14 protein-coding genes are annotated in these 17,254 nt (G+C 48.0%); 13 read left to right on the plus strand and 1 reads right to left on the minus strand.

Annotated elements, in window-relative coordinates; all coding sequences use genetic code 11:
• Positions 1-367: 367 nt before the first annotated feature.
• Positions 368-652: a hypothetical protein gene (locus tag HQN90_RS32180; protein WP_079414745.1), complete on the plus strand. Its 285-nt coding sequence runs from the start codon at positions 368-370 to the stop codon at positions 650-652.
• Positions 653-701: 49 nt separating this feature from the next.
• Here HQN90_RS32180 and HQN90_RS32185 read toward each other — a convergent pair whose 3' ends face one another.
• Positions 702-3,026 carry a helix-turn-helix domain-containing protein gene (locus tag HQN90_RS32185; protein ID WP_173226693.1) on the minus strand — a complete coding sequence of 775 codons (2,325 nt, stop codon included), beginning with the start codon at positions 3,024-3,026 and terminating at the stop codon, positions 702-704.
• Positions 3,027-3,179: 153 nt separating this feature from the next.
• On the opposite strand from HQN90_RS32185, the gene HQN90_RS32190 reads away from it, so the two are divergent.
• The 12 genes from HQN90_RS32190 (at position 3,180) to HQN90_RS32245 (ending at position 17,245) form a co-directional block, all read left to right on the plus strand.
• Positions 3,180-4,697 carry an extracellular solute-binding protein gene (locus HQN90_RS32190; protein WP_173226695.1) on the plus strand — a complete coding sequence of 506 codons (1,518 nt, stop codon included), beginning with the start codon at positions 3,180-3,182 and terminating at the stop codon, positions 4,695-4,697.
• Positions 4,698-5,889: 1,192 nt separating this feature from the next.
• Entirely contained in the window at positions 5,890-6,618 is a 729-nt protein-coding gene (locus HQN90_RS32195) for an amino acid ABC transporter ATP-binding protein (RefSeq protein WP_173226697.1), read from the plus strand.
• Between the two features lie 20 nt (positions 6,619-6,638).
• Complete coding sequence (locus HQN90_RS32200; RefSeq protein WP_246362945.1) at positions 6,639-7,517, plus strand: transporter substrate-binding domain-containing protein; 879 nt, start codon at positions 6,639-6,641, stop codon at positions 7,515-7,517.
• Positions 7,518-7,580: 63 nt separating this feature from the next.
• Positions 7,581-8,231 (plus strand): amino acid ABC transporter permease, encoded by a 651-nt coding sequence (locus HQN90_RS32205; protein WP_173226699.1) that lies wholly within the window; start codon positions 7,581-7,583, stop codon positions 8,229-8,231.
• A gap of 4 nt (positions 8,232-8,235) precedes the next feature.
• Positions 8,236-8,886: an amino acid ABC transporter permease gene (locus HQN90_RS32210; RefSeq protein WP_173226701.1), complete on the plus strand. Its 651-nt coding sequence runs from the start codon at positions 8,236-8,238 to the stop codon at positions 8,884-8,886.
• 95 nt (positions 8,887-8,981) lie between these two features.
• A complete protein-coding gene (locus HQN90_RS32215; RefSeq protein WP_173226703.1) occupies positions 8,982-10,235 on the plus strand; it encodes a sensor histidine kinase in 1,254 nt (417 codons plus the stop codon).
• A 5-nt stretch (positions 10,236-10,240) separates the two neighbouring features.
• The gene (locus tag HQN90_RS32220) at positions 10,241-11,143 is read left to right on the plus strand and encodes a response regulator (RefSeq protein WP_173226705.1); all 903 of its coding nucleotides are present in this window, start codon (positions 10,241-10,243) and stop codon (positions 11,141-11,143) included.
• Positions 11,144-11,386: 243 nt separating this feature from the next.
• Positions 11,387-12,922: an extracellular solute-binding protein gene (locus tag HQN90_RS32225; protein WP_173226707.1), complete on the plus strand. Its 1,536-nt coding sequence runs from the start codon at positions 11,387-11,389 to the stop codon at positions 12,920-12,922.
• A gap of 106 nt (positions 12,923-13,028) precedes the next feature.
• Positions 13,029-13,979 carry an ABC transporter permease gene (locus HQN90_RS32230; RefSeq protein ID WP_079410245.1) on the plus strand — a complete coding sequence of 317 codons (951 nt, stop codon included), beginning with the start codon at positions 13,029-13,031 and terminating at the stop codon, positions 13,977-13,979.
• A 26-nt stretch (positions 13,980-14,005) separates the two neighbouring features.
• Positions 14,006-14,881: a carbohydrate ABC transporter permease gene (locus tag HQN90_RS32235; protein ID WP_079410247.1), complete on the plus strand. Its 876-nt coding sequence runs from the start codon at positions 14,006-14,008 to the stop codon at positions 14,879-14,881.
• A gap of 10 nt (positions 14,882-14,891) precedes the next feature.
• Entirely contained in the window at positions 14,892-16,028 is a 1,137-nt protein-coding gene (locus HQN90_RS32240; protein WP_338042415.1) for a hypothetical protein, read from the plus strand.
• 14 nt (positions 16,029-16,042) lie between these two features.
• A complete protein-coding gene (locus HQN90_RS32245) occupies positions 16,043-17,245 on the plus strand; it encodes an MFS transporter (RefSeq protein WP_173226709.1) in 1,203 nt (400 codons plus the stop codon).
• Positions 17,246-17,254 lie beyond the last annotated feature (9 nt).

The raw sequence follows: 17,254 nt of genomic DNA on the forward strand, positions 1-17,254 counted from the left end.
TTTTTTTGTGCATCGTCCAGATAAATACATCAATTAATCCCATATTTAGGTAGTAATTATAAATTATTTAGACGATACTTTTTTCGGATTTCCATGTTAGGTTTGATGCAAAGCTATTGGCGATAGGGCTGAAAAACAGCCCTAAAGCCGCCGCAGAAGCGCGAGTCCCACCCGTAAGGCCGAAAAACAGCCTTACAGAGGGCTAAGCCCAAGAAATCGCCCGCGAAGCGAGCCTGCTATACGCCCCTGCACACCCCCAAAAAACAAGTCGACAAAACTTCTCATCATTCACCCCCAGCATGTGACAACCTTTGCAGCCAATCTCCGCTACCATTTTGATTAAAAATGATAGAGAGGATACGACATCATGCAAATTAAAAAGAAGAATGATATTGGCTTGATTTTGGACAACTTTTCTTCATTTGCCAAGTGGGATGCATCAGGGAAAAAACTATATTTGGTGTTTGCTGACAACAAACGCGGAGGACAGCTCACCCTTATGAATTATGGGGATGATCGTTTCAGCGTTCATGGACTTGGTGAAGACTATTTGGACCCTAAGGAGTCTTTTTTTGAAGAACGAAACAGCGTGGTTTCCTTCTTATGGAATCATCGTGCAGCGCTGAAAGCGGCGGTACAGCCAACAACCTAACTGTTGTCAGCCATCATCTGGGACAAGCAGGTAAAAAAGGGCAAGGGACCTACGAAGTTGTAGGCTCCTTGCCTTCTTTATGCTTATCCCGATACTGGCCGGGCGTAAGACCCTCCTGTTTGCGGAACGAGCGAATAAAGTTCTGTGAATTGTTGTAGCGCAGCTTGGATGAGATGTCTTTAATCGGCATATCGGATTCCGACAGCCATTTCTTCGCCATGTTGAAGCGGTACGCAGATAGATAGTCGCTGAAGGAACAATTCGTTTCTTTCCGGAAAATACTGCTTAAGTAATTCGCGTTGTAGTGCAAACGGGATGCACAATCTTCTAAAGTCAGGTCTGTATCGTAATATTTTTGAACGAGATCAATAATTTTTTCGGAAATATTGTGGTACTGGGCATCCTGACGATCGCGGTAAATTCGGATTAGAGGATGGATAACCTCGGTCCAGAACCAATCTTCGATTTCGGCCGTCATATGCAGATTCAGGAGCTCCTCGAATAGGGAGCCTTTGTTCGGATGAATCTGATTGAGGCCAATGCCCGATTCCTGCATCACCATCAGCAGATTATTGAGCAGGCGTGCCAGTGGAATTTGGTACTCCTGCGGCGTAAGCGGAGCTGCGAATACGGCTTGCAGCAGCTGGCGCAGCAGCTCTTTGGTTTTATCCTTTTCAGCTAGCTTGATGGCGTCTATCAGTTCATTTTCGATTGGCTTTGGATAGTTTAAATTCAAATAATGCTTGCCGGAATTAATATTTTCATATTGAATAATGATGCCTTCACCCAGCTTGATGCGGTGTCTTAAAGCCTCCAAACCTTCTCTGTAGGCAATAGCGATCTGGCTGAAGGTATGGATGGGAAGACTGATCCCAATGCTGACATGCAATTTCAAATAGTTGAAAATGTGCTGCTGCAGCTGCTCTGTCAACGCATAAACCGTATTGCGGAAAGCGTCCGCCTCACCATCAGCGCTGCCGATCAAGGTAACGACCGTCTGATCCATGATGATCGGCGCAAGCCGCTGATCGGAAGGGATAAGCTCCTCGATAATATTATGCACAGCGAAGAGAAGCAGCTCCATGTCGCGTTTCTCATAACGCGTATTGTCAATCGAGTCAATCTGCATGGTGATGACGGACATCGTTTTCCATGTCTCAATATGCTTCGTGTAGCCGAATTGTTTCAGCTTCTCAAGCAGCTCGCTTTGCTTAATGTGCCCCTGAAATGCCTTGATCAAGAAAAACGTCCGCACCTGCCCGATGTGCTGATGAACCTCTCGTTCCAGCTGAGACTTAGATTGAAATAACGTATGGACGTGCTCGCCGATCATTTGGAATTCGTTGGCTTTGCGCTTCTGATTCACGGTTACGAGGCCGCCGATTTGGTTCAAAAGGAGCTGAATCGGCGAGTACATTTTACGCGAACCCAGCCAAGCCAGCAGCATGGAGAGAAGCAGCATCAGTACGCAGACATAAATGGTATAGGTCCCGATTTTGCCGGACTCTTTGGTCAAGCTATCGATTGAAGTTAGTGATAAATAGGTCCAGTTATTCAAATTCGAGTGCAGGAAGCTTACCGCATAGCGTTTATCACGAATATCTGTCGTGAATTGGCCCGTGGGCGTGGCAAACTGGCCCATATCGGTCAATCCCGCCTCTGTGATAGGCTTGCCTATCAGATCAGGATCCGGATGCATAATGATCTGGTTGTGCTCATCCATAATCAAGATGTCATCCAGGTACTCCGTATCGTTGCGGAACAGATCCTGCAGGCTGCAAGCCGGGATATTCGCTATCGCCATACCATATTTCTCAAGACCAGTGGTCGGCAGCTTTTTCACCAAGGAAATGCTATAATCGCAGCTTACGCTCCGCGAGTTTTCTTCGGTGTAGAACCATTTGGACGGATTCATGACCCAAGTGCTGTTCTCCTGCGTGTTCATTTGGTTCAGAAGCTTATCGTAAAACGGATAACTGTCAAAACGATACAAGCCTGAATTCTTAATCATCCAGTTCTGCCTAGCATTAATCAGGATGACATCCTCCAGCTTCGTGTCGAAAGATTGCATATACCGGATCTCGCTGCGCAGGTCGTCATACATCATGAAATCGTTTACAGTTAAGGGCATGTCCATCGCTTTTTTGAGCACGGTCGAATTAATAACCTGATTAAGTGTATGGTTGACAGTCGTTAATTTCTGCTCTACATTGGAATTGATTTGGGTGATGAGTTGCATTTTGCCTTCGTTGACATTTTTTTGGATCTCGCTCGACGAGGTTACGAAAGCAAAAGCGCCGATAAAAATAACCGGAAGCGTGCTGAGCAGAAATCCGAAGATGGTCATTTTGCTAAGAAAACTTAAAGAGCGCATCGCATCCAACACCTTATCTGCCTAGGATGGTCGTGATAGACTATCTATGTATTGTAGTCAAGACTTACGATTAGAGCAATAATCATCTGAAGAAGGGATAATCATTATCTCTGATTTCCATGACAAACATGGCTGCAGCAAGGGGGAGTTCATATGAGAGAAGCTAGACATAGCAAGGGTTTCAAGGTTTATGTGCTTGTGTTTGTGGGGCTGTTGATGATAATGCTGCTAGGTGCTTGTCAGAAGAGTACTGCAACGAAGGCAACGGAAGTCAACGACAGCCGTCCTGTTGTTTCGATTATGGCGCCGCTGCATTTTCCGCACCCGCCTATCCCTGAGCTCATTGGAGAAATTGAGAAGCTTACGCAAACGAAGCTGGAATTGAATTGGGTTCCTGACGGTATCTACACCGACAAAATGAACACAGCACTAACCACCAACTCATTGAAAAAAGCCACCTACGTGAAATATACCGACTATATGCTGATGAAAAATTCGATCCGTTCCGGCGCATTCTGGGATATCGGACCTTATTTGGATGCCTATCCGAATTTGAAGCAGCTGAATAAAGAGATTTTGGGACAGGCAGCGGTGGATGGCAAAATATATGGCTTGTACACCGAGCGGCCGTCCTCCCGTCAGGGGATTATTATTCGCGAAGATTGGCTGAACAATCTGAAGCTGGCCAAGCCAACGAATCTGGATGAGCTGTATCAAGTTTTAAAAGCGTTTACTTACGGTGACCCCGATCGCAACGGGAAGGACGATACCATCGGTTTGACGGACCGAAATGATTTGGTTTTTGGCGCTTTCAAAACAATCAGCTCCTACTTCGGCACGCCGAATAATTGGGGCTTAATAGACGGCAAGCTTGTTCCCGAATTCGAAACTGAGGCTTATGTGGACACCATGAATTACATGAAAAAGCTGTATGAGGAGAAGCTGATCAACTCCGATTTTGCGGTAACGAGCAAGGACGTGCAGCGGGACAAAATAATTCGTGGCGTTGCCGGAGCCTACATCGGCAGCATGCAGGATGTGCAGCGGCTTTCCGACGAGGTTCAGCTGGCGAATCCGCAGGCGAAACTTACGCTTATCAACCATATTGAGGGGCCGAAGGGCTTTCAAATCTGGTCAATTCCCAACTACAGCGCCCTCTATCTGTTTTCCAAAAAGGCGATTCGCACGGAGGCTGAGATGAAGCAGATGCTGCAGTTTTTTGACCGGACGATGGATAAGGATATTGCCAATTTGATGAAATACGGGCTGGAAGGACGGCATTACACGACCATTGGCGGCAAAGTGCAGTTAACAGAAGAGACGTCCAAGCTTCGTGTAAATGAAGTGAATGCGCTGTACGCGCTAATGATTGCGGATTTAAATAATCCGCAGGTGAAACAGCTCGCGGAGAGCGAGTCCTTGTCCCAGTTTGCGGATAAACTGAGCCTGGACAATGAGAAATACGTGGTCAAGGACCCGACCTTAGGTCTGGAGTCAAAAACGTATGACGAGCGCGGCGTTGAATTGTATAAAATAATATCCGACGCAACGTACAATTATATGCTCGGCAAGCTGGACAAAGCAGCCTTCCGGCAAGAAATCGAACGGTGGAAACGCAGCGGCGGCAGCCAGATTATTGTCGAGTACAATGAGGCATATGGGAAGAAGTAGCGTTGCGTTGGTACCACGAAAAAGAGTATAAGTTTAGGGTGAGGTTGCACAGCTCCTTTTGCCAAAAGTTGATGCACTGCGATAAGGTGTGCGGAGGTAGCTGGTGCTGGCGGTGACGGCTGAAGCCGGCTGCCAGCTCAACCAAGGGAATAAGAGCCCCCAGGGGCTTCTATTCCCGCTGAAAGCAGCGGAAATGGAGAGATAAGAGTCCTTCGGGACTCTTATTTGTTGTTCAAGGTGGCGGAGGCGGCTCCATGAGTAGAATAAGAGCCGCTAGGGGCTTCTATTCCCGCTGAAAGCAGCGGAAATGGAGAGATAAGAGTCCTTCGGAACTCTTATTTGTTGTCCAAGGTGGCGGAGGTGGCCCCATGAGTAGAATAAGTGCTCCCAAGGGCTCCAATTTCCGCCGAAAGCAGCTGAAGCGGAACTGGGTTCCGCTATTTGGGTGAAATAGCGACAATTCCTGTGCAAGCGGAACTACGATACGCTATTTGCTTCGTTTCCCGTCGGGAACGTGCATTTTGGAAGGAATAGTGGAGCATAGTTCCTTTTCGCTGCTATTTTGCTCCTTTTGCTGGAAATAGCGGACTGTAGTTCCGTTTCGAGTTTGTGTGTGGAATGCCCCTTAGAAAAGTGAGGGAACAGGGTGCGAGGGTGTAAATGAGGAGGGGGCTGCCCGACGATGAATAGCAAGGACTCTGACTCCTTACCAGTGGGCTCTTACTCCCTGCCAGTGGCGGCGGGGGGAGGCTCTACCAGCAGAATAAGACGCCCAAGGGCTCCAATTTCCGCCGAAAGCAGCTGAAGCGGAACTGGGTTACGCTATTTAGACGAAAATAGCGACTATTCCTGTGCAAGCGGAACTACGGCAAGCTATTTGCTTCGTTTCTCGTCGGGAACGTGCATTTTAGACAGAATAGCGGACCATTGCTCCCTACCTCTAAGCCTCACACTACAATCGCATACGAACACGAACAGATCACCTTATTCCGCGGTTCCCCCCTCCATAGCAGGGATGCCCAAATAAAAGCAGGTGAATACAGCGCCTTAACAAAATTTTAATTATTTTTTCCGGCTGCATGTCGGATTTCATAAGATTACATAGTTTTATGGTAAGATTTAAATACATAAAATGTTAGTTAACATGACAAATAGTTAACATTGTTAATAAGTGGGCGAAGGGGGGGTTCGATTGATCTCATTCCAACAAGTAGAGAAGCATTATGGCGATTTTCATGTTCTCAAGGGCATTAGCCTCAGCATTAAGCAGGGGGAAGTGGTTGTTGTCGTCGGCCCGTCAGGTTCTGGCAAAAGCACGCTGCTCAGATGCATAAATCGTCTGGAAACGATCACCAGCGGCGAGCTTACCGTGAACGAGTGCAAAGTCAGCAATAAGAAGGCGGATATTAACAAGCTGCGTCGGGATATCGGAATGGTTTTCCAGCATTTTAATCTGTATCCGCATAAAAAGGTCATCGATAACATCACGCTTGCGCCGGTGAAGGTACTTGGCCTCTCGAAGAAAGAAGCGGAAGAGACGGCAATGTACTATCTGGAGAAGGTGGGCATTCCGGACAAAGCCAGTAGCTATCCCTCGCAATTATCAGGCGGCCAGCAGCAGCGGGTAGCCATAGCCAGAGGGTTGGCTATGAAGCCGAAAATCATGCTGTTTGATGAACCCACATCAGCCTTGGACCCCGAAATGGTTGGCGAGGTTCTGGATGTCATGAAGGCACTTGCCCATGAAGGAATGACGATGGTTGTTGTCACGCACGAAATGGGTTTTGCCCGTGAGGTGGCGGATCGGGTTGTTTTTATGGACAAAGGGCAAATCGTCGAAGAATCGCCTCCGGAGGCATTTTTCGTCAATCCGAGAGAAGAGCGTGCACGGCTATTTCTTAAGCGTGTGCTTCACCATTAAAAATGAGGAGATGAATGAATATGATATCAAAAAAGTGGAATTTTGTGGTTATGATGGCAGCCGTATTCGCATTGGCAGGATGTGCATCCACATCTACAACATCCACAGGCGGAGCATCGAGCTCGCCAGCTAGCTCTACAGCAGCAAGCAGCGCACCGAGCACGGCCAAGCCGGCAGGCGGTTCATCGGTTCTCGATGAGATCAAGAGCAGAGGCAAGCTGGTGGTAGGTGTTAAATATGATACGAAGCTGTTCGGTTTGAAAAATCCGGCCGGCGGCGAAGTAGAAGGCTTCGATGTGGATATGGCCAAAGCGCTTGCCAAAGAAATTCTCGGCGATGAGAAGAAAATCGAGCTCAAGGAAGTCACGTCCAAAACACGTATCCCGATGCTTGACAACAAGGAAATCGACATGATTGTGGCAACCATGACGATAACGGAAGAGCGTAAGAAGCAAGTTGAATTCTCCGATGTTTATTTCAAAGCGGGACAGTCTCTGCTCGTTAAGAAGGGCAGTTCGATCAAGAGCGTAGCGGATGTTAAAAAAGGCACCAAGGTTTTGGCGGTAAAAGGCGCCACTTCGGTTGCCAACATCAAAGCCAAAGTGCCGGAAGCCACAGTTCTGGAGTTCGATAACTACCAGGATGCATTCAGCGCACTGAAGGCGGGGCAAGGAGACACGCTAACTACCGATAATGCGATCCTTTACGGCATGATGGCGCAGGACCCGAACTTTGTCGTCGTCGGGGAGCCGTTCACGGATGAGCCTTATGGAATCGCGATGAAAAAAGGCGAAACGGCCCTTCAAACAGCGGTCAATGACAGTCTGAAAAAGCTGCAGTCGAGCGGTGAGTACGCCAAGATTTATAAGAAATGGATCGGCGAGGCGCCATCCAAATAACAAGGAGAAGATGGGTAGCCGCAAGCTGCCCATCTTCTGTCTATGAGGGAGGAGCATAAGGCGATGCCGGATTTCTCGATTTTTACCGATTATTTCGATATCTACATGAAGGGCTTTGTTAACACGATCTGGGCCAGCCTCATCGCATTAGTCGGCAGCTTTATTCTGGGAACGATCATCGCCATTTTCCGTATCTCTACCGTAAAGCCCTTGCAGTGGATAGGTACGGCTTATGTGGAATTTATTCGGAACATCCCGCTTTTGCTCGTCGTCTTTGTATTCTTTTACGGCCTGCCGTCGCTGGGGATTACCTTGAGCGGCTTCGTCTGCGGAACTTTGGGTTTAACGGTGTATACGGCTTCCTTTATCGCTGAAGCGATTCGCGCCGGCATTATGTCGGTCCCGGTGGGCCAGTCAGAGGCGGCAAGATCCTCAGGTCTGTCCTATCTGCAAACGATGCAGCATGTCGTGCTTCCACAAGCGCTTAAAATCGTCATACCTCCGCTAAGCAACCAGTTTATTAATCTGGTTAAGAATTCGTCGGTGCTGGGCGTATTTGCCGGCTTCGATCTGATGTATTTTGGGGATCAGGTTGCCAGTGAGACGTATGCGACATTCGATACGTATATTTTCATCGCTGTGCTTTATTTGATTTTAACACTGCCGCTGAGCTACGGCGCTCTGCGTCTAGAACGTAAGCTGGCAAGGGGGTGAACGAATGGATATCGTGCATGCTTTTTCCATAGATAATATAAAATTTATTATTGAAGGCTTTTATATGACGCTCAAAGTTGCCCTGATTTCTATTATTCTAAGCTTTATCGTCGGCTGTGTCGTGGGTACGCTTCGATATACGAAAATGCCTGTCATTTCCCCTATTTTGGGCATAGGGGTAGAGCTAATCCGCAACTTGCCTTTATTGCTCATCATTTTTTTTGCCCGGTTTGCTTTGCCGGATATCGGCATTAAGCTGGGGTCTATGAATGCGACAATTGTGGCGCTTACGCTTTTTGAAGGAGCGATGATTGCGGAAATTGTGCGAAGCGGGCTCCTTTCGATTGACAAAGGGCAGATTGAAGCGGCTCGTTCTTCCGGACTGGGCTATGTCCAAACCCTATGGCATATCGTGATTCCACAGGGGCTGCGCCGCATGATGCCACCGCTGGTGAGCCAGTTTATCTCCCTGCTCAAGGACACCTCTCTTGCTATTGTTATTTCCTTGCCTGAGTTGATGCATCATGCGAAAATAGTAATTGGACAAAGCTATAGCTATACCATGCCGATTCTGTTTCTCGTGGCTGTGCTCTATTTCGCAGTCAACTATGCATTGTCGTTAGCAGCGCGTAGGATGGAAGCGAGAATAGTATAGTGAAGTGCGATGTGCATACTCCTTATTGGCAAGCAGATATAGGATTTATTGTAGGGGGTGATCGGCTGCGACGCTTAAAAAACGAAGGATTACAAATGATTCTCATCGCCATTGTGACGGCAATCGCCGGCGAGTTCAAAATCACGCCCTTCAGTGGCGAAGTATTTCGGATCGGTCTAGGCAGCAGCGCCTTCCTCTTATGCCTGCTTTTACTCAAACATTTGCCTTATATCTACACAGGCATTGTCACCGGAATTACCGTTTTGCTGTTTCGTTCCTTAGGGGACGGGATCATGACGCATGGAGTTGTGTCTCTCGGCTGGAGCATGCAGACCCATTTGCCCGCGATGCTGTATTACATGGCTTTTGCGGTAGGCATGAGCTTGATGAAACAGAAATCGGGAAAATTCCATCCCCTTGTGCTTGGTTTATTCCTGTCGCTCACCGATCTCATGTCCAATGAGATTGAACTGCTGGCGCGCAGCTTCATTTTCGATACACCCTACAAATTTTCGCAGCAATTAGTGTTTATTGCCTTGACCGCACTTGTGAGGAGCTATTTTGTGGTCGGCATCTACAGCAGTGTCACCATTCATCAGATGCGGGTCCTCCACAGTGAGCAGCAGAAGAGTATGGAACAGATGTTGAATACGAACAGCGGGCTGTATGGCGAAGTATTTTATTTGCGCAAGTCCATGGAAACGATTGAGCAGCTAACGGCCAAAAGTCACGATTTATACGAAAGAGTGAACGGTACGGGGCTGAAAAGCTATGCCCGAACGATTTTGGAAATTACGCAACAAATTCATGAGGTGAAAAAGGATTCGCAGCGCATCCTAGCCGGTTTATTGAAGCTGTTCGATCGGGAATTCGCTACGGATATGAGGCTGGCGGAAATCGTAGAGCTCGCGATCAAGTCCAATCTCGGGTACAGCGCGATGCTAGGCAAACACATTCAATTCTCCACTGATCTGCGAATCGATTATGATTCGGATCATTACCTTCCTTTGCTAACCGTCATGAATAATCTGTTGTCCAATAGCGTGGAGGCTATCGAAGATCAGGGGGCGATTCACGTCAGTGCGAGCGAGCATGGCGCAGAAACAATTCTGACTGTATCAGATACGGGGACGGGGATATCCGAGCTGGAGAAGGCGATGATTTTCGAACCTGGGTTCACGACCAAATTCAATCAAGAAGGCTTTGCCGCAACCGGAATCGGACTATCCCACGTGCGGGATATTGTTCATTCCTTGGGCGGAGACATCCATTTGCGCTCTGACGAGATGAGCTCCCGGACAACTTTTGTGATTACCTTATTGACCGATACGGTGAAAAAAGGAGCGTAGAGATCATGCTGTCTTTTGGCATTGTGGACGATGATGCGGTGAGCAGGCTGATGCTGCACATGATTATTGAAAAAGGCGGGCTAGGCGAAGTCGTAGGAACAGCAGGCAGCGGGAGCGAAGGGGAAAAAGTGCTGCTCGAAACGACTCCTGATGTCGTTGTTATCGATCTGCTGATGCCGGATCAGGATGGTATTGAGACGATTATTCGGCTCAAGGAGCAAGGATTTCAAGGGAAGTACGTCATGATTTCGCAGATTGAAAATAAAGAGATGATCGGCAAAGCATACCAGGCCGGCGTCGAATACTATATTCAAAAGCCGATTAACAAAATCGAAGTGGAGGCAGTGCTTTCCAAGGTCAACGAGCAGTGGAAAATCAGCCGTTCCCTGAAGGAGATTCAGGACTCTTTAACCAAACTGAGCCTGTTGAACATTAGTCCGGAAAACACTCGCAAAAAGCGCAGCGTTCGCGAGATTCTGCAGCCCATTCTCATGGATATGGGGATTGTCGGGGAGAGCGGGAGCCGCGATGTGACGGACATTATGGAGCATCTAACGAAGCACCACAGAGGTGACGGCATACCGCAGCTGAAGGAGTTATATGAAACGGCAGCCCGCTGCCACAAGCTGAAAGAAGCTGATGTGGAAAAAGAAGGAAAAGCTGTCGAGCAGCGGATTCGTCGGACCGTCATAGCTGCCCTAACCCATTTGGCGAGCATCGGTTTGACAGATTACTGCAATCCGAAATTCGAGCATTATGCGCCGCTCTATTTTGAATTCCAGGATGTCCGGTTGAAAATGAAAGAAATCGATGAGAATTTGAAGTCGGAGAAAAGCAAGATCAATATAAAAAAATTTCTCCAGGTTCTGTATCTGGAAGTTACGGATAAAATGCGGAGCGAGCATTGAGTCTGGATAGTGGCGGTTTCTGGTTCTTTAAGGTCGTCTCCCGTATAGGTGAGTGTGGCCTTTTTTTGTTTTTCGTTTTTGCGGAACAACACCTCCCGATAATCATCTACTGACCCGATAATCATCATCTCAGAACCCTTGTCCAGCAAGGCCGAAATGAGCAAATGATTATTTCGGTACCTCCCTCCGCCCCTGTAATGTGGAAGTTGTAGCACACCACAAATTTACGGAGGTCTATCCCATATGAAGAGAAAGTTAGTTTCGATTCCGCTTAGCGTCCTGTTAGTTTCCAGCTTTGCTCTGGCAGCATGCTCGGATGGAGGCAAGGCTACTCCTGCCGCTACGACCGGTACAGCTGGAACGGCAGCGCCGAAAGCAACAGCCGATAACACGCCAACGGCGATTACGATCATGGCTCCGCTCAACACGGCACAAACGCCGCCAGATACGATTATTAAGGAGCTGGAGAAATTAACGAATACGAAGCTGACGTATCAATTTTTCCCGGCAGATACGTATGAAGAGAAATTGAACACAACATTTGCGACAGGCGCACTGCCGCAGGTGACGTACCTGAAAAACCAAGCGACCTTCATTCAGATGAAGTCAGCGATTCGTGATGGACAATTCTGGGAGATCGGGCCGCTGCTCAAGGACTTCCCGAATCTTAGCAAATTGAAATCCACAACCAATGACAACACCAAAGTGGATGGAAAGCTGTACACGCTGTATCGCGGTGTCGATATTGCGCGTCAAGGTCTTATTTATCGCAAAGACTGGGCTGACAAGCTGGGATTGAAGCCGCCGGCTACGACCGAAGATCTATATGCCATGATGAAGGCATTCACCGAGAATGACCCTGACGGCAATGGGAAAAAGGATACGATCGGCTTAACGGATCGGAATGATCTGATCTATGGTGCTTTCAAAACCGTAGCGACTTGGTTAGGCGTGCCGAACAACTGGGGCGAGAAAGACGGCAAGCTGCAGCCGGAGTTCATGTTCCCGGAATATGTAGCGACGATGGATTATTTTAAAAAGCTGCGCAACGAAGGGCTGATCAACAAAGATTTTGCCGCAACGAGCAAAACAGACCAGCAAAAGCTCTTCACCAACGGGACTGCCGGGATGTATATCGGAGCAATGACGGATGTATCTTCACTTAATAAAGATTTGATCAAAAACGTTCCGACAGCCGTCGTCGATGTACACAGCATGGTGGCAGGACCAAACGGCAAATTCGCTTCATGGGCGCTTCCAGGCTTTGCGAACGTGGTGCTCTTCCCGAAATCCGCAATCAAAACAGAAGCTGAATTGAAGAAAGTTCTAGCTTTCTTTGACAAGATGATGACGCCTGAAGTGGCTAACCTCGCAAACTGGGGCATCAAAGATGCGAACTACAGCGTCATCGATAACAAAGCGAAGAAGCTGGATGAGGAGAAATGGACGCGTGAAGTGAAGCCGTTCACGGATGCCGCGATTGGCGATGAAGATACGACGGGAAGATACTTGGGCATTCCTACGATTCCGGCGCAAGGCAAAGCAGATGAGCTGAAGATCGCTAACCTGAAGTTCGCTGTGCAGGATCCGGTAGCTGCGTTGGATTCCAAAACTTATTTGGAAAAAGGGGTTCAATTGCAAGAAGTCATTAAAGACGCAACAAACAAATATATCTACGGAACAATCGATAAAGCTGGATTTGACAAAGCGATTGAGGATTGGAAAAGCCGTGGAGGCAGCAAAATTATGGAAGAATACAACGCTTTGTACAAAAAATAAAAAAATGAGCAGTCCGTCACACTGGTTGAGGTTGAATGTTGGGAGGGCTGCTGCACGAGCAGCAGTCTTCTCGTTGGTATGAATGACCCGGAAAGGAAGAAGTGATATGCAAGAAGTGAATGTGGCTAGGCGTGTGGTGGCGAGGAAACAAAGCAGTGAGCTGAGCAGGCGGCTTTGGAAAAATAAATGGATTTACGTCATGCTGCTGCCGGGCGTGTTGTATTTTCTGATTTTCAAATATATTCCGATGTACGGACTCATCATTTCGTTTCAGAATTATAAGCCGTTCAAAGGGATTAGTGGAAGTGAGTGGGTTGGGTTTGAGCATTTCCATCGGCTGTTCACCGAACCGGATTTCTTCAACATTTTAAGCAATACACTGATCTTGTTTGTGATGAATCTTGTGTTTTATTTCCCGATTCCGATCATTATGGCGCTGATGCTGAATGAAGTGAAATCGGATTTTTTCAAAAAAACGTTTCAAACGGTTGTTTATTTGCCTCACTTTATGTCCTGGGTAATTATTGTTTCGATTAGTTTTGTCATGTTTACGATGGATGGCGGGATTATCAACGATTTGATTGAGTATTTCGGATTCGAGAAGATTAACTTCTTGCTGGCTCCTGAATGGTTCAGACCTATGTATATTCTGCAAGTCATTTGGCGGGAAGCTGGCTGGGGAACGATTATTTATTTGGCGGCGATTGCTTCCATTGACCCTCAACTCTATGAGGCTGCGCGTATGGATGGTGCGGGACGAATCAGACAGATGTGGCACATTACGCTGCCGGCGATTCGCAGTGTCATTATTGTTTTATTAATTTTGAAAATTGGTGCGGTTCTCGAACTCGGTTTTGAACATGTCTACTTGCTCCTTAACTCCATGAACCGAAATGTTGCGGAGATCATTGATACTTATGTATATACGGCTGGTTTGAAACAAGGTCAATTCAGTTACAGCGCGGCAATCGGACTGTTCAAATCGTTTATTGGACTGGCGCTAGTCATGCTGGTGAACCGAATTGCCAAGAAGATGGGCGAAGAGGGCGTTTATTAAATGGTAACGCTTAGGAGGTTAACACCATGGTTGAAGATAAAACATTAGGCGGCAGGATGTTCGGGATCATCAATTATTTGTTATTAACGATTATTGGTCTCGTTACGGTGATCCCTTTCGTACACGTTGTTGCAGGTTCGTTTACGACCAGCGCGGAAATGGCAGCTAAAAAGTTCGTCATCATTCCGACCGAGTGGAGCATTGAGGCTTATCGCTTCATTTTCTCAACGAATACGATTTTCAAAGCGATGGGCGTCTCGATTGGTACTACGCTTGCTGGGACGATCATCAGTATGTTTATCACGGCTTTGATGGCTTACGGCCTTTCCCGAAGAGACGTGGATGGCAGGAAAGTGATTATGTTTCTGGTCGTGTTCACGATGTTGTTTCACGGCGGCTTGGTTCCGACCTTCTTGGTGGTCAAGGAATTAGGCATGATTGATACCTATGCGGCGCTTATTCTGCCTTCGGCGATCAGTGCGTTTAACTTAATTATTCTGAAAAATTTCTTCCAGAACATCCCCGAGGGATTAGAAGAGTCGGCGAAAATTGACGGCTGCAGCGACTTTGGCATCTTGTTCCGGATCGTGCTGCCTTTATCCATGCCGGCGATCGCAACGATTTCGTTGTTCTACGCCGTAACGTATTGGAATACGTACCTTAGCGCAATTCTGTACTTGAATGAGAGCGCCAAATGGCCGATTCAAGTTCTTCTGAGACAGATTGTTGTGCTCGCCAGCGGGATGGACCACAGCGTTGATTTGGATAGTGTGACGCCGCCGCCGGCACAATCGATCAAGATGGCGGTTATCGTCGTGGCGACGCTGCCGATTTTGGCGGTGTATCCTTTCTTGCAAAAGCATTTTGCTAAGGGAGCTATGATCGGTTCGATTAAGGGATAGAGGGAAGGAAATGAACATGCAGACACAGCAGACAGACAGTACGGAGATTCGCCGGCTTCTCACTGAAATGGATGGTTTGTTTGATGGTTATATAGCTTGGCTGGGCGGTCAGTATGACGCGGCGAGCGGCGGATTTTATTATGCCGCCAGTTCAAGAGGTCTTGCGAACGCCGAGCCGGACATCGAATCTACGGCTCAGGCTTTAAATATCCTTGAGCGATTCGGCTTGCTGGGCAATCTGCCAGGCGAGATGCGACAAGGATTGGTCCGTTTCTTTCAGCAGAAGCAGGACGCGGCTTCGGGCTATTTCTATGACGCTAATCCGCTGATGCGAAATGATGAAGTGATGGTGGCGCGGGCGATCAGCTACAGCCGCAACGCGCTGAGGAAGCTAGGCGGCCAGCCGCTCTATCCGCTGCCTTATGAGGCGCAGCAAGCGCCCGCTTACATGAGCTCGCCGGAATCCTATCTGGCGTGGCTGCAATCCATCCCGCTGGTGAACAGCTGGCGCGGCTGTGATCGATTATCTACGTCCAGTGTGTACGTAGAGCAGGTTGAGCCTGCTGAGCGCAGAGCGGACTTCGCGCGGACTGCGTTTGATTTCTTTGCACGGAGTCAGGATATCCACTCGGGTTTATGGGGCGAGGGCTCCCATTATGTCCGGATTTCCGGCACGTTCAAGCTGCACATGTTCTATGACCGCTTCCACGTGCCCCTGCCGAAAGAGGACCGCATCTATCAGAGCATCCTCTATGCGCTCAGGCATGAAGAAGCGGCGGATATGTGCTATATCCGCAATCCGATTCACTTATTATCCTATATGAAATTGGATATTCCATCCCATGAGCTGCGCGAAATCATTGAGATTACGCTGGTGAATATGAAACGTCTTCTGCGCGCAGACGGCGGATTCTCCCGGGAGCTCGCCCACTCGCCGACAGCGCCGAATGTGGCGCAGGTCAAGCCGGGCGAGTACTACCCGGAGATGCCGCAGGCCGTTCATATCGGCGGCGGCAAGGTGGAGGGCGATATGAATGCAGGGACGCAGGCGCTGCTCATTCGTTCCGTCTGCTACCAGCTAGCTGGCATTGAAGCGCCGAGTTTGGAGGCGAGCCAGCATGTTTGGTACGCGAACACGAAGCTGTAAGCCGGTGGTTTAGGATGCCAGGGACAGCATCTTCCACGCCTAGAAAGTTATCCACAGAAGCCAAGAACACGCTATGGAATCATGGCATTTATCAGTTTGGCAATGCCTTGGCCGGCGTCTTCATCAGCCTTTATTTATGGAAGCTGACGAACGACCTCTGGATCAATGGCGCGTTCCAATTGATTATGCTGCTGTCTGCGCCGATTGCAACGGTGTATATCGGCAGAATCGCCAAAATCAAAGATCGCTTATACGCCTATCGGGCAGGCATTTATTTAACGGCCTTATTTTATGTGCTCATCTTGATTGTGCAGGAACGCATGGTGGATTACTATATCTGGTTTGCCTGCTTGAAGGGGGTTTCTACAGCTTTCTACTGGCTGGGCAACTTCACGATGATTTCCGATGTGACAAATAATGAGAACAGGCATAAGTATTTAGGCTGGAATGCCATGGTCACGCATGTAGCGAATTTGTCAGGACCTGCCTTGGCGGGTCTGATCATCGCAAGCTTTTCGGAGATGAAGGGGTATATCCTTGTGTTTGGTTTATCCTCATTGATGTTTGTTTTGGCCTCTGTACTTAGCTTGCATATCAAGAAAAAGCCAACACACCACACGGCTTATTATCTCAAATATACGCGCTTAATTTTGAAAAAACGCCCGGACTTCACAAGGTCGCTGGTGGGATGGTTCATTATTGGGCTTCCGCAAGGCATCATGATGTATGTGCCGGCTATCTTGCTTTTTCAAGTGCTGCCCCAAGAGTCGTGGGTCGGATATTTGAACGCTTTTTTCCTCAGCTTATCCATTATTTCGAGTTATATCTTGTCTGTCAAAGGAAACGAAGCGTCAACGAATGCCTATTTATCCTTGGCGGCTTGGGGTTTTGTTGGTTCTGCGATGGTTTTATTATGGGACATCTCCCTATGGACTGTTATCGTGTTTATGTGTGTTTCGTCCTTGTTCAAGCCGCTGCAAGCGAATACGTACACAGCCCATTATTATCAACTGATCGGCGATATGCCGCTCAAAGAGAACTTTCGGATCGAATCCATCGTTATTCGTGAGTCCGTTATCAACTGCGGCCGTGCTGCAGGCGTACTGCTTTTCATGCTGACAGCGGGGCAAATTGATCATGTGTGGCTGCCTTGGATCCTCGTATTTATCATGCTTATGCAAGTGTTTATAAGACCGTTGATTCATAAAACAATTTAAGGATAGAGA

The sequence above is a fragment of the Paenibacillus alba genome (genome assembly GCF_013204855.1).
Classification (GTDB): Bacteria; Bacillota; Bacilli; order Paenibacillales; family NBRC-103111; genus Paenibacillus_E; species Paenibacillus_E alba.

Bases quoted from the DNA above. Each gene is read 5' to 3' on its own strand.
- HQN90_RS32210 (WP_173226701.1), top strand. From the start codon at position 8,236: ATGGATATCGTGCATGCTTTTTCCATAGATAATATAAAATTTATTATT.
- HQN90_RS32180 (WP_079414745.1), top strand. From the start codon at position 368: ATGCAAATTAAAAAGAAGAATGATATTGGCTTGATTTTGGACAACTTT.
- HQN90_RS32230 (WP_079410245.1), top strand. From the start codon at position 13,029: ATGCAAGAAGTGAATGTGGCTAGGCGTGTGGTGGCGAGGAAACAAAGC.
- HQN90_RS32235 (WP_079410247.1), top strand. From the start codon at position 14,006: ATGGTTGAAGATAAAACATTAGGCGGCAGGATGTTCGGGATCATCAAT.
- HQN90_RS32205 (WP_173226699.1), top strand. From the start codon at position 7,581: ATGCCGGATTTCTCGATTTTTACCGATTATTTCGATATCTACATGAAG.
- HQN90_RS32190 (WP_173226695.1), top strand. From the start codon at position 3,180: ATGAGAGAAGCTAGACATAGCAAGGGTTTCAAGGTTTATGTGCTTGTG.
- HQN90_RS32225 (WP_173226707.1), top strand. From the start codon at position 11,387: ATGAAGAGAAAGTTAGTTTCGATTCCGCTTAGCGTCCTGTTAGTTTCC.
- HQN90_RS32215 (WP_173226703.1), top strand. From the start codon at position 8,982: ATGATTCTCATCGCCATTGTGACGGCAATCGCCGGCGAGTTCAAAATC.
- HQN90_RS32185 (WP_173226693.1), bottom strand. From the start codon at position 3,026: ATGCGCTCTTTAAGTTTTCTTAGCAAAATGACCATCTTCGGATTTCTG.
- HQN90_RS32245 (WP_173226709.1), top strand. From the start codon at position 16,043: ATGCCAGGGACAGCATCTTCCACGCCTAGAAAGTTATCCACAGAAGCC.
- HQN90_RS32200 (WP_246362945.1), top strand. From the start codon at position 6,639: ATGATATCAAAAAAGTGGAATTTTGTGGTTATGATGGCAGCCGTATTC.
- HQN90_RS32240 (WP_338042415.1), top strand. From the start codon at position 14,892: ATGAACATGCAGACACAGCAGACAGACAGTACGGAGATTCGCCGGCTT.
- HQN90_RS32220 (WP_173226705.1), top strand. From the start codon at position 10,241: ATGCTGTCTTTTGGCATTGTGGACGATGATGCGGTGAGCAGGCTGATG.